The organism is Streptomyces sp. NBC_00299 (assembly GCF_036173045.1).
In the GTDB taxonomy this organism is placed as follows: Bacteria; Actinomycetota; Actinomycetes; order Streptomycetales; family Streptomycetaceae; genus Streptomyces; species Streptomyces machairae.
The window spans coordinates 8,436,249-8,449,033 of the sequence record NZ_CP108039.1 but is presented as its reverse complement, the minus strand read 5'-3'; the positions used below and the strand labels follow the sequence as shown (position 1 = coordinate 8,449,033).

The window sequence follows — 12,785 nt, the reverse complement described above, 5'->3', positions numbered from 1 at the left end:
TGACCGCTGTGATCTCGGTCATCACGGTCATCGCTTGGAGAGCACGGTCAACTGGCCTTCGTTGATGGTCACTTCGTTGCCGCGCAGCAGGATCTCGGCGCCTGCGCCGGTCGAGATGACCACGGCCTCCTTGGTGATGCGGATGTACGCGCCGCCCTGGGCCTGGAGGAGAATCCCCTGCTCCGCACCGGGCGTGTCGTTCATGACGAGCTTGTGCGCCTGCGGCGTCTGTACGACCACGGGCTTGTTGGGCGAGCCGGCCTGGAGCTCACGGCGCGCGTCGGGCGGGAGCTCGTCCGCGGCCCCGTACCAACACCCGGTCCACACAGGGAAGCTGGGATCGCCCTGCTCGAACTCCACCCACACGCCCGCCCCCGGCGGCGGCACCACGAACTGCCCCGACTGGGGCCCGGTGAACGGCAGACAGGGCAGCGCCCACGTCGACGGCTCGTCGCCGAGAACGTCTGGGACCTCGACCGTGACACGGCCGATGCGCAGCGGGTCGTCGTTGCTGACGACCCGGCCGCGGAACTTGCCGAGGTAGCGATTGCTGGGTGCCGCCATGGTGGAGGTGCTCCTGGTCGATGGGACTGGTTGTGTGGATGCAGGTGGGTGTGTGGGGTGTGTTCGGTTGGTCCGGTGTGTGCGGCTTACGGTCGGACGTAGTCGCTGCGGGCTTCGAGTCCCTCTCTGGAGAGGGTGAAGTTCTGCTGGTACGAGCCCGGACGCAGGTTGTGCGTCACGGACTTGACGTAGTAGTCGCCGTCGTACGCCCGTCCCGCACCACGTACGCCGACGAGCTGGCGGGGCTGGAGGATGTAGCCGTGCCGGTTGACGTCGAGCGAGCCCGAGCCGGAGACGACGTCGGCGGACACGGCGGCGCGGGCGAGGAGTTCGGCCTCGGCCTGCTCGCGCTGCTGCTTGGCGGTGCCGGAGAGCGTCCTGCGCTTGAGGGCCGGGGTGGGCCGCTTGCCCAGGGGCGGGCGCAGCGGGCTGATCGACGGCTGCGGAAGCAGGGCGGACTGCCGGGTCTCGGGGTTCTGCCAGCGGGCCTGCGGCTCTTCCCGGGCCGTTCCGTCGTACGCGAACGTCAGCTGATCGACGGTCGAGTTGGCGTCCATGTTGACGTTCAGGGCGTGCTGACGGATGCCGAGGCGGACTTCCGGTCCCCAACGGGCCGAGGACTGCCCGGGGTTGGGGCCGGGCTCCAGGTAGAAGGTGTACCCATTGGCACGGGCCAGCTCGGTGACGTACTGGAGGTCGGTGCCGGTCTGGTAGTGCACGCGGAGGTCCTGGTGCGGGGGCTGGGCGACCTTCTCGGTGTAGACGTCGGGCCGGATGCCGTAGTCGGAGTAGCGGCGCAGGATGTTCAGCACGCGCTCGGACGGCGGGAGATTCGGATACCGGGCGGTGCGTTCCTCCAGGTCCATGAGCAGCGTCAGGTCCTCCCCGGTGACGGTGAGGGTGGAGTGGCCGGGCTGGTTGCTGGCGCCGACCTCGTGGCGGACGACGAGCCCGTCGAAGAGGACGTCCGGGGTGCCCTTGACGCTGACGGTGACGATGATCCGGGTCTTGGGATCGAAGAACCCCTCGGGCAGCAGCCGTCGGCTGATGATCCCGTTCTTGGTCAGGTCGAAGGCGATCTGAAAACCGCTGCGCTCCCCCGCCGTGGCGGTGATCTGCGCGGACAGCAGGGCCTCGGTCACCTCGGCCGGGACGGGCCGGGCGAGCTTCGGCCCCATGAGGAGCGTGATGTGAACGGGGCCCTGCCCCACGGGCAGATCAAACACGCCGGTCTCCCCTGCCGCCGGGGAACCCGCCGGCCAGCGGGATGTCGATGACGCGCCCGGCCTCGTCGGTCAACTCGCGTGGATCCAGTACGGGATTGGCGTCGGCGATCTGCCACCACTGGCCGACGTCACCGAAGTAGTGCTGGGCGAGCAGGTCAGGACGTTCGCCGGCGCCGACGGTGTGGGGCTGGGTCAGGTCACTGTCGGGGTTCGGATCCAGCTGGGGCAGCAAGCGGCGCTTGGTGTAGCGGACTTCGGTGCCGTCGGGACGACGGTGGATGCCGATCTCGGCGTCGTGGTAGCGGCTGGTGCGTGGATAGGGATGTGCGCCCGGTATGGCGTCCAGGGCGTTCTCGTACGGTTCGATCTCAGCCATGGTGGTCCTCCTCAGCCCCTTCCGAACGCGACGTTGGTTCCGATTCCGGTGCCGATCACGCCTCCGCCGAGCCCCATCGAGCCGAGGCTGCCGCCGCGTGCGGCTGCGGCGAGCCGCTCCTTCTGCGCGAGGTGGGCCATGTACAGGTCGGCGCCTCGGTGGCCGGCGGGGAGGTCGCTGACGGTGAGGATCTTCATGCCGATGCTGAGGGAGGCGCGAATGGGATTGAGGTTCACGTCGAAAGCGGACTCATTGACGGACAACTCGGTGAGCCGGACCGGCATCACCCTCTTGCTCCCCCAGGTGAACAGGGTGAGCGGCATCTCGATCGGGCTGATCTCGATGGCACCCTTCTGGGACAGCTTCATCGCTGCGCGCAGCTGAGCGGTGGTCGGATGCACCAGCATTTCGAGCGTGGCGAGCTGCGGGTGGATGCCGTCGGGCGCCGCGATCTCGAACTGGTCGGTGGCGTCGATCTCGGCGGTGAACTTCCAGGTCTCCTGTGCGGGGCCCTTGAGCCGGAGCGCCTCGTTGCGGTCCCCGCTCCCGGCACCACCACTGCCGCTGTCGCCGCTGTCCCCGGCGGACTGGGGGGAGACGCTGCGCTCCAGGGTGTCCGGGTTGAACTGCAGGACGATGATCCGCTGGGGGGTGCCGGTGTCGGGGTTGACTACGACGATGCCGGAGCGGATGGGTTTGGGGATGTCGGCGTAGCGGGTCACAGGCGCTCCCGGAGGCGGGCCCGCAGGTCCGTGTAGTCGTGATCGGGGAAGAGCTGCGGGAATACCTCCAGCATTTCCTTCAACCCCTTTGCGACTGGCGCGAACCCGGCGTCGGGCATTCCGATGTCACAGAACAGGTACTGCCAGCCGCTGGTTCCCTTGGTAATCAGCAGCGTATCCAGGTAAGCGCCGTATTCGAGATCCATCTCCAAGACGCCCCGGTGCATGTCGAAGAACCAAATCTCCGGGTCAGTAGTGCCTCGCGGTGCGCGCAGCGCGGCCAGGTATCCGCTTCCGGTCTGAGGCGTGTCGTCGAAGATCCTCAGCTCTTGATAGAGGGCACGCTCCCGGTCGTCGGACCCTTCCCATGTATGCGACATGAGGCTCGTGCTGTAGAGATGCGTCAGATGGAACTCACCGGAGAGCTCGGAATCATCCTGCGGAGACCGCCAGTGGGTCGTGATGTCACCGAACCGGAAGAAGTACTGTTGAACCGCTTGACTGAACGGTAGCCCATCATCGTCGGCAAGACTTTCGAAGACAAACTCAATATCATCGAGAAGTCGAGGCACCGCACCGAATCGAGCCTCCGACACCACAAGCCCCGTAGAGTTGCGTAGCTCCTCCAGTGTTCGCGCACAGCGCTCTTCGAATGGAAACGGATAACTCTCTTCGCCGGGATTCATCATTCCTCACCCACTCAGTTCGACCTTGCCCTGCGCGATCAGGGCGTCAAGCTTCGGAAGCATGCCTTCCAGCCCGGGCATGATGTTGCCTCCCTTGGCACGCTTCCACTGCCGCAGAAGCGGCTTGATCTCCTTCCGGTCCTTGAACCCCCCTGCGGCGTCACGTGCATCCATGACGTGCCCGGCGAGCCGAGTAGAGCATTCGAGCATGCCGGCGATGGTGGTCCGGCCGGCGGAGTTGATGAAGAGAATTCCCCCTTCATCCTGACGAGGCGGAAAAACGTTCCGACCGAACTGCTTCGTCATCCCCTTTTTCGTCCAGTCGCCCCGGCTCTTCCCGGTCCCCCGAACCTTTTCATATCCGCCGTACGCCGCGGATATGTAACTGGGGAAGTCCACGAAGTCATTGAGGCGCGAGAATCCGAACCGAGCCTCCGCCTTGTACCAGATTATCTTTTCCTGCCGTGGAATGGCTTGATAGGCCTGGTCCTCGATGTTCTGCAGGAACAGTGTGTTCGTCTGAGGGCCACGTGCGGGTACGAGGTTGTTCCCGGTCGCCTTTCCACCGAGCCGCTCCGGCAACAGGTGCATCCTCACCCATGCAGACTTCTCACCCAATCCGTTTTTTGTGATGTAGTTCCAACCCGGCGGCTGCCCTGATTTCGCCTTCCTGGCAATCTCGCCCGGGCCACCGAACGCCGTCTTGGCTGAGGTCCCGAGGTACTCGGATACGTGCCCGCCATCCCCGCGCGGGGAGGCGACATCATAGAAGTCCGGCCACTTGGGCTCAGGAATGTCGTTGTACTCCCGCAACCGCGCCACATAGGCGAGATCCGACATCATTTCCCGAAGGGCCTTCTCGCGGGGCCGGTACTTGTCCCTGTCCTCCTTCTTCACCTGGGATGGAATCCCCTTCTGGATTCTCTTGGCCCTGTTGTACCTGCCTGCGGCTGCCTTGACGTACGTCTCCTGATTGTCCCTGTCTGGCGACGGTTCCTGTTGATCGATATCCGCTCGCCAATCCGCCAGGAAGGCGGGGACCTCCTCCGGAATGCTGTGCAGGTAGAGGCCTGCGTCCATGCCACGGCCGTGGAACATCAGCGTGTGCCGTTCGCCATCGTCGGCGTCGGTGTACGGCATCCTCGGCAGGTTGATCGACTCGGTCCCACCGTCCCGCCGGTCGCGACGACGGTCCCGGCCCGGGCGCCGGCGGGAACGATCGTCGCCCACCCGGTCCCTGCGCTTGCGCAACAGGTCCCGCAGTCGCCGCAGCCGGTCGTTGAGACGGCCGCCGATCCGGCGACGAGCCTTGCCGTAGAGCTTGCGGGCGGCTCGACGGGCCCGGTTCGCCGCGGATTTGACCGTCTGGCGGGCGCGACGGATGCGGGTGGGGCGTTTCCTGTCCTGCTCGCGGTCCTTGTCGGTGTCACGGCGACGACCGTGCTCGCGTCGATCCTCGGGCCGCGTGTTTCTGGGGTCGCGGTCCCTGTCGCGCGACCGGTCGCCGTAGTCCTTGCGGTCCCGGTCCGTGCCGGGCCGGCGGTCGTCCCTGCGGTCCCCGCCCCGCGTGCGGTCGTCCTTGCGAAGCGTGTCGCGGGCCGGGCCTCGGCGCGCGGGGCGGCCGGTGGTGTCGTCCCGCTCCTTGTCACGCGTCCTGCGTTCCGCATCCCGCGCCCGCTTCCTGGCCGCGTTCACGTCGCGTCCCTCCTCGCGGCGCTCGTCCTCGTCGCGGCGCTTCTTCGGGCGAGTGGTCTGCGAGGAGCGTGGCTTCTTCTCCGGGGAAGAGCGCTTGCCGGGGCGGGGCTTGGACGGTGGGCGGGAGGTCTTGTCCGGTGATGGCTTGCGCGGGGCCGGGCGGTCGTCCTGCTTGTCCGGGGTGGAGGGCTCGTCGTCCTTGCGGTCGTCGTCCTTCGGTTTCGTGTCCTTCGGCTTGTTCGGCGTGGGCGGCTGCCCCGGCGCGTCCGGCTCCCCCGGCTTGTCCTTCTTCGTGCGGATCTTCTTCAGCATGTCGCCGAGCCGGTCCGCGACCTTGCCCATGAACCGGCCCACGCCCTCGATCAGGAACGTGTAGACGAGCTCCAGCAGCGCCACGACACCGGCCGCGACCGCCTTCGCGAACGGCAGCGCGCCGTTTCCGCTCTTGACGGACTTGAGGAACTCCATGAAGAGGCCGAACGCGGCGAGGATCTCGCTCAGGGCGCCCCACGCGGTCTGCAGGGCGTCGATGATCGCCATGACCCAGCCGGCGCCGGGGATGAGCTTGGCGACGACCTTCTCGACGACCATCACTCCGATGATGACGGGGAGTTGGGGCAGCGCCTCGTCCCACGCCATCTGGGCCATCTGGTCCACCGTGACGCCGCCGTCGAGCAGCGCCTGGAAGTCCTCCATCGGGATACCGATGATCTCCTGGATCTTCTGGTTGAACCAGGCTCTGACCGCGGTCTTGATCTCGTTGAAGAGGTGTTCCTTGGCGCCGGTCTCGGCGGCGGCGCCCGCCTTGCTGATCCAGTCGCCGGGGTCGGAGACGATGTCGTTGAAGATGGCCGCCCACTCGCCGAGGGCAGCGACGGCGGCGGCACCGAACTCCAGCGCGCCGACGGTGACGGACTCGGCGACGTCGACGGCCGCCAGCAGCCCGGTCTCCAGGACGTCGAGGCCGGCGAGCAGCGCCCCGCACAGCCCGTCGAGCAGCTTCCCGGCGACCTCCTTGAGGGCGTCGGCGAACTCGTTGACCTTCTGTACGGCCCAGTCGCGCGCACCGTCGATGGTCCGGCGCCACTTGTCGCGCATCGCCGGGTAGTCGGCGAGGAGTTCGTCGCCGAGGGCGATCAGGGCGTCGGCGAAGGTGTTGATCTGATCGATGACCCAGTTGCGGGCGTCGTCGATGAGCTTGAAGACCTGCTGCTTGAACTTGTCGATGACGTCGGTGACGACCTGCCGGGCCTTCTCGAAGATGCCCTTGATCGCGTTCTTGAGGCCCTCGAAGAACTCCTTCAGCTTCTCGATGGCCTCTTCGAGCCAGTTGTCGGCGTCGTCCTTGCCCTCGTTCTGCTTCTTCTCCGCGTCCTGCTCGGCGTTGGTCTGTTCCGTCTCGATCTTCTTGTTGTCGTCCTCGGTGCGCTTGTCGACGTCCTTGTCGGTGTCCTCTTCCTTCTTCGTGATGTCCTTGCGGACCTGGTCGTACTTCTTGCCCTTCTTGCCGTCGATCTCCGAGACCTTGTCGTCCTGCTCCTTGCGCCACTGGTCGCGGGAGTCGGAGATGTCGGAGCGGCCCTTGTCACGGGCGTCGGCCTGCTTCTTGCCGCTGGCGTCGACCTCGCGCTTGAGGTCCTCGTCGTACTGCCTGCGGTCGTCCGTGGACTTCTTGTCCTTGGCCTGGCGTTCCTGGCCCATCTGTTGCCGGCCCTGGGCGAAGCCTGCCTGGATCTGGGGGCCTCGGTCGTGTTCGGCCACGGCGGAGGCGGACTCGATGGGCACGCCGCCGGACACGGAGCGTGGGCCGCTCGCCTTCGCGCCGCCCTTCCCGCCGGCGACCTTTCCGGTCAGGGTCTCCTTGGGGACGTCCGGATAGAGCTGGTCCTCACCCATCGGCAGCCCGGCGTCGGCGCGGCCCGACTGGTGCAGCTCGTTCTTCCGCTCGTCGAGCTTCTGGCCCTGTTCGTCCGTGCGCTGCGGATCGGAGTCGTTCTCCAGTGGTAGCCGCGGGGCGTCACCCACGCGGGTGTTCTGGAGGCCGTCGTCCTTGGTCGGGAGGCCGAGGATGGAGTCGATCAGGTCGTCGAGCGGCAGGATCTCCTTGAGCAGCTTGCCGAACAGCTGGGCGCCGATGGTGAGGGCGATGTCCCACCAGCTCGGCTCCGGGACGTTCGCGCCCGGCACCTCGCCTTCCGGCTTCTGCTCGCCGGTGATCTCGGGTGTCCTGCCCGCCGCGGCCTCGGTGCGGGCGACCTTCGCGTTGGTGTAGGTGCCGGGGGCCGCGGGGGTCGGGCCGCCGGGGACGGTGCGCGGTGAACCGGACGGCCGTTGCGTGGTCGGCGGCGCCTTGCGCAGCGCGGTGCGCTCCTTGTCGACGGAACGGCCGACGGCGGAGTCGACGCCTTTGAGGGTCTCCAGGGCCTGGTGGGGCTTGAGCGAGCCGGCCGTGGCCAGGCCCGACTCGGGTGTGGCGTTGGAGACGTCCGGGGCCGGGGCCTCCTTCTTCGGCTTCGCACCGCCGGCGGGTGCGGTGCGGCCGCCGGCACCGCGGCCACCGGACCGAACGGGTGCGGGTGCGGAAGCCGTACGGCCGCCGCCTCCGCCGCTCTTGCGGGCGGTCTTGGCGGCCTGCCGTGCCGCCTGCCGCTTGCTGCCCGTGGGCCTGGTACGTGAGCCGGTCGAGCTTCCCGTGCCACCGCCGGGTGCCGGGGCTTCGGTGGCCTTCGGGGCGTTGGTCCTCGCCTCCGGTCCGGCGGCCATGGGGGAAGGACCGTTGCCCGGAGCCAGTTTCGGCGCGGCGACAGGTCCTGGCGTGGAGACCTTGTCGGGGCCGGTGACCGGGCCGGGGGAGGTGGCGTTGCCGTTGCCTTCGGTGACGTCCTGGCCGCCTGCGGAGGGCGTGGTCGGAGCGGGCTGTGTGCTGTCCTTGCCCTGGTCCGTGCCCTTCCCGTCCTGACCGGACGCATTCTCTGCCTGGCCGGACGCATTGCCTGCCTGGCCGTCTGCGTTCCCGGCATGGTCCGCGCCCTTGCCGGCCTGGCCGCCCTGGTCCTTCCCGCCGCCTTCGGCCGTCTGCGTCCCGCTCCGGGACGAGGTGGCCGCTTCGGCTCCTGTCTTACCCGCGCCCGCGCCTGCGCTTGCGCCGTCCGACGCCCCCTGGGCTCCGGAGGGCGAACCCGCCGTCTGCGTACGGGCGTCCTCGTCCGCCTTGGCCAACTGGTCGGGCCCGGCCGCCTCGCCGGGAGTGGGCACAGCGTCCTGTCCGGCGCCGTCGGCGGCGCGTGCCTCCTCGTCGCGCCGCGCGGCTTCAGCATCCTGCCGGCGCTCGTCCATGCGCGCCTTGTCCGCGTCCGTCCCCGCGGACGTCGACGTCCCTACCGCTGCGGCTCCCGAGGACAGACCGAATCCGGCCGGCCCGTCCCCGCCCGAGGCGGAGTCCTGGTCCGCGGACATGCCGTCCATGAGCTCCTGGACGGCCCGGTCCTCGGCGTCGTCCTCGTCCGTGCGCTCGCCGCTGTCCGGGGCGGTCTCGGGTTCTGCCGTGTCCTGGGCCTCGTCCTCGGCAGATGGGCCGTCGGAGAAGGTGAGAGCCGGGGCGCGGGGCGCTCCCCGCTTGCGCCGCTGGAACAGCCGGGGGTCGACCGCCGTGTCCTCGCCCGAAGGCGCGGTGTCCGCGTCGGCCGCGCGACCGCCGCCGGTGTCCGCGTCGGCGTCCGACTCGACGTCGGCCTCCGCGGGCTCCGCCTCCAGCCCCAACGGCTCGTCGTCGGCGTCCTGTTCGTTCTCCGGGTCCCCCGTCGTGCGGGCCGCCCGGGCGTCGCCGGCGGTGCGTGGTCTCTCGCCCGGCTCGGTTCCGCTGCGGTCCACCGCTGCCGGGGCGGCGGACTGTTGCGGGGCGGCGGCCTGCCGTTCCTCCTGCTCACCGGCCTGCTTCTCCGGTTCCGGCGCGGCCTCGTCCCGAGCCCCGTCCGTTTCCTCCTGCGCCTGCTCCTCGTCGCGCTGGTCCTGCTGCTTCTGCTCCTTCTGGTTGTCCGCCGCGTCCTTGCGTTCGTCGTCGGTGTCCTTCTGGGCGCCTTGGCCTGCGGTGTTCCGCTCCTGCCGGCGGTCCTGGGAGCGTTCCTGCTGCCTCCCGGCCGACTCCTCCCGGTCCCCGGCAGCGTCTTGTCGGCCGGACGCCGCGCCCTCCGTGTCACCGCTCTTGTCCTTGGCGTCCTGGTCCTGCCGGCCGCCGGACGCGCCGTCGTCCTGGTTCTGACGGCCGCCGGGAGCCGGCCGGCCGTCGTCCTCCTGTCGGCCGCGCCCCGACCCGGGGGCGTCCGCACGCTCGTCCCCCTCCTGCCGTTCCTCGGCCGAGGCCCGCTCGCGCTCCTCCTCGACCTCCTCGACGGCACCCGGCACGGCCAGCGGGGCCGCGGCGGCATCCGACGGCAGCGGCCCGGCCTGCTCCGTCTCCTCGACAGCCAGCACCAGCCGGTCGATCACCGGTGTGGGCAGCCGCAGTTCCAGCCGGTCGAGCACGATGTCCTGCACCTGGGGCGCCATCCGTGCCAACTGCAGCCGGACCCGCCCGGACCGGTCCTCAGGGTCCCCGCGCAGGGAGCGCAGTAGCGTGTTGGCCATGCGGTCGACGACGGTCGCCGGATCCAGTTGCTCCATACGGCGCTGGTCGGCATCGACCGTGGCGTACCTCAGCCAACCGGGCGTGGCCTGCCCCTGCTCGACGTCCACCTGCTCGGCGGCCGCCGGCTCCGGCTGCTCCACGAGGTCCCGCGCCGCAGCCTCCGCCTCCCGCTCAATGGCCTGCTGCGGCAGACTCACCGCCCCCAACTCCCGCCCCGCACGCAGCGCCCCGAGACCGTGCGGGTTCTGCACGGTGTGCAGGAGCTCGTGGGCGAGAAGGCGGCGCCCCTCGTCCGTGCCCGGCTTGAACGCGCCCTCGCGGAAGAAGACGTCCTGGCCCACGGCCACCGCGTCCGCGCCGAGCAACTCGGTCAGTTGCCCGGCGTCACGGCCGGTGTGCAGCCGCACGCGGCTCAGGTCATGGCCGAGCCGTTCCTCCAACTCCCGCCGTACACCGGGGTCGAGAGGCTGCCCGGCGCCGCTGACGATGTCCTTCGGCTCGGGTGTACGGGACTTGGCGGCGCGCTCCTTGCGCTTGCGGCGGCGCTGTTCGGCGGCCTGCTCGGCGTGGGCGTCCTGGGACGGGGAGGTCACCGGGTCACCTCCCCGTGGCCGCTGAGGCCTTCGTGCACCGCGCGGGCGAGTTCCTGGCCGAGGCGGCGGTCGGACAGTCCCGCCGGAAGCGGCGGCAGGCCGGCGAGGGCGTCGACGGCCAGCGCACCGTCCGCCGCCAGGGGAACCCCGTGGGCCTGGATCAGACGGGTCAGCTCCCGTTCGAAGGCCGTGGAGACGCGGGCCGGGTCCGCGCGGAAGCCGGTGAGGGCGAGTTCGCCGATCTCGACCCGGATCTCACGGGGAGCCTCGCTTCGAGGATTGCCGTTCACACCCATCCCCGTACCTCCCCCGGGGTCAGCGACCGCTCCAGCTTCTGGTACTCCGTGCGAGCCGCCGCCAGCATGTGCCGCATCTGCAGGCGGTCGCCCTCCTCGGCCGCGAGGAAGGCGCCGGACAGTGCGATGTTGCGGATCGAGCCGCCCGCGACGGTGAGTTGGGCGAGGAGCCCGGGGTCGATGTCCTTGACCGGGGCCCGGGACGGGAGCACACGGCGCCAGATCTCGGCGCGCTCGTGCTCGGCCGGGAAGGGGAAGTCGACGACGAAGCGGATGCGGCGCAGGAAGGCGGTGTCGAGGGCCTTCTTCATGTTGGTGGTGAGGATGGCGAGGCCGCGGTAGGCCTCCATCCGCATCAGCAGGTAGCTGACCTCCAGGTTGGCGTACCGGTCGTGGCTGTCCTTGACCTCGCTGCGCTTGCCGAACAGGGCGTCGGCCTCGTCGAACAGCAGCAGCGCGCCGCCGCGTTCGGCGGCGTCGAAGACGCGGCGGAGGTTCTTCTCGGTCTCGCCGATGTACTTGCTGACCACCTGGGAGAGGTCGACGATGAACAGGTCGAGGCCGAGTTCCTTCGCCATCACCTCGGCGGCCAGCGTCTTGCCCGTGCCGGAGCCGCCCGCGAACATCGCCGTGACGCCGAGGCCGCGGCGCAGGGTGCCCGCGAAGCCCCACTCCTGGTGGACGGTGGGGCGCTGCCGTACATGCGCGACGATCTCGCGGAGCACGTTGGTCTGCCGATCGTGCAGGACCAGGTCGTCCCAGCCCGCCCCCGGTTCGATCCGGCGGCCCAGCTCGTCCATGCCGATCCGGGCCTCCTCCATGCCCGCCCGCCAGGCGAGTTCGGCGGCGTCGAGGGTGTCCTCGTAGGGGAGACGGCGGCGTACGGTCGCGGCGGCGGACCGGATGACGTGCGGGGGCAGCTGGAACTGGGCGACCAGGGAGCGCAGTTCTCCGTCGTCGAGGTCGGCGACGGGGTGGAACGCCTGGGCCCAGAGTTCGGTCTGCTCGTCGTCGTCGAGGCGGGGCACCGCCACCCGTGCGCCGTGCGGACGGTCCGTGCGCAGGGGGTCCTCGCTGGAGACGACGACCGGTACGGCGGCTCCGGCCAGGAACGCCTCGGTCGCCGCCCGCTGGTCACGGTCCAGCTCGCCGACCTCGACGAGCAGCGCGGAGGGCAGCAGGATCGCCTCGCGCTGCCAGAGCCGGGCGAGCCCGTCGCGCTCGGCGGGGTCGGCCGGGATGTCCTCGGCGCCCATCGCGTACAGCCCGAGCCCGGACCGGGCGGCCGCCGCGGCGGCGATGTCGGCACGGCTGCGCAGATCACCGCCGGTCACCTCGACGAGCAGCGGCGCCTCGGGGCTCGCGCCCGTGGTCCAGCCCTCGGCGACCCGGCTCGCGGCGCCGTCGTACGACGGCGGCAGTTGTTCCGGCGTCGGGGTGCGGCGCAGGCGGCCGTGCAGGCGGGCGTCGAGGTAGGGCGAGCCCAGCAGGAAGTGCAGGATGCGCTCGTCGAGCCGTAGCCGGGAGGTCGTCAGCCGGGACTCGTCGTCGAGCTCGACGATCCGCCAGCGCCGCAGCGGCGCGACGGGCGTAAGTGCGCTCCAGTGCGGTTCGGCGAGGGCGGCCAGGGCGAGCGAGAAGGTCGGGTACGCCCGCTGCGGGTCGCCGCAGGCCGCGGCGCAGCGGGCGGCGGTCGTGGGGTCCAGTTCGTCGGCGGCGGCGAGGAGGATCAGGTCGCGTTCGAAGGGGGTGAGGCCGAAGCAGGTGAGGAGGGCGTCGAGGGGGGCGGTGCCGGGGGCGGCCAGGGGGGCCGGGCTCGTCGCCGGGGTGGCGTCCGCGTCCGTCGCCTGTCCGGCGCCGGCGGCGTGGGCGTCGATCCGGGCCAGGACACGCCTGATCTCCTCGATCAGCTTCGCGCCCACGTCGGGTCCGCCTCCCGCGCCCGCGATGCCCGAAGCAGCCGCCGTGCCCGTCTCGTTCGTCCCCATGTGCTCACCTGCCCC

Annotated in this window: 8 protein-coding genes; all 8 read right to left on the bottom strand. The window is 70.1% G+C overall.

What is annotated here, in order from left to right; all coding sequences use genetic code 11:
* Positions 1 to 27: 27 nt before the first annotated feature.
* Positions 28 to 564 (bottom strand): phage baseplate assembly protein V, encoded by a 537-nt coding sequence (locus OHT51_RS37530; RefSeq protein ID WP_328883347.1) that lies wholly within the window; start codon positions 562 to 564, stop codon positions 28 to 30.
* Between the two features lie 86 nt (positions 565 to 650).
* Positions 651 to 1,790 (bottom strand): hypothetical protein, encoded by a 1,140-nt coding sequence (locus tag OHT51_RS37525; RefSeq protein WP_328883346.1) that lies wholly within the window; start codon positions 1,788 to 1,790, stop codon positions 651 to 653.
* A complete protein-coding gene (locus OHT51_RS37520; protein WP_328883345.1) occupies positions 1,783 to 2,166 on the bottom strand; it encodes a hypothetical protein in 384 nt (127 codons plus the stop codon). Before OHT51_RS37520 ends, OHT51_RS37525 begins: the two co-directional genes overlap by 8 nt.
* An 11-nt stretch (positions 2,167 to 2,177) precedes the next feature.
* Entirely contained in the window at positions 2,178 to 2,888 is a 711-nt protein-coding gene (locus OHT51_RS37515; RefSeq protein WP_328883344.1) for a hypothetical protein, read from the bottom strand.
* Positions 2,885 to 3,577: a hypothetical protein gene (locus tag OHT51_RS37510; RefSeq protein WP_328883343.1), complete on the bottom strand. Its 693-nt coding sequence runs from the start codon at positions 3,575 to 3,577 to the stop codon at positions 2,885 to 2,887. The genes OHT51_RS37515 and OHT51_RS37510 overlap by 4 nt, the downstream gene beginning before the upstream one ends.
* 3 nt (positions 3,578 to 3,580) lie before the next feature.
* Positions 3,581 to 10,486: an eCIS core domain-containing protein gene (locus tag OHT51_RS37505; RefSeq protein WP_328883342.1), complete on the bottom strand. Its 6,906-nt coding sequence runs from the start codon at positions 10,484 to 10,486 to the stop codon at positions 3,581 to 3,583.
* Entirely contained in the window at positions 10,483 to 10,782 is a 300-nt protein-coding gene (locus OHT51_RS37500; RefSeq protein WP_328883341.1) for a hypothetical protein, read from the bottom strand. The genes OHT51_RS37505 and OHT51_RS37500 overlap by 4 nt, the downstream gene beginning before the upstream one ends.
* On the bottom strand, positions 10,773 to 12,770 hold the full coding sequence (locus OHT51_RS37495; protein WP_328883340.1) for an ATP-binding protein: 1,998 nt from the start codon (positions 12,768 to 12,770) through the stop codon (positions 10,773 to 10,775). Before OHT51_RS37495 ends, OHT51_RS37500 begins: the two co-directional genes overlap by 10 nt.
* Between the last annotated feature and the right edge of the window lie 15 nt (positions 12,771 to 12,785).

Bases quoted from the DNA above. Each gene is read 5' to 3' on its own strand.
- OHT51_RS37500 (WP_328883341.1), bottom strand. From the start codon at position 10,782: ATGGGTGTGAACGGCAATCCTCGAAGCGAGGCTCCCCGTGAGATCCGG.
- OHT51_RS37530 (WP_328883347.1), bottom strand. From the start codon at position 564: ATGGCGGCACCCAGCAATCGCTACCTCGGCAAGTTCCGCGGCCGGGTC.
- OHT51_RS37495 (WP_328883340.1), bottom strand. From the start codon at position 12,770: ATGGGGACGAACGAGACGGGCACGGCGGCTGCTTCGGGCATCGCGGGC.
- OHT51_RS37510 (WP_328883343.1), bottom strand. From the start codon at position 3,577: ATGATGAATCCCGGCGAAGAGAGTTATCCGTTTCCATTCGAAGAGCGC.
- OHT51_RS37520 (WP_328883345.1), bottom strand. From the start codon at position 2,166: ATGGCTGAGATCGAACCGTACGAGAACGCCCTGGACGCCATACCGGGC.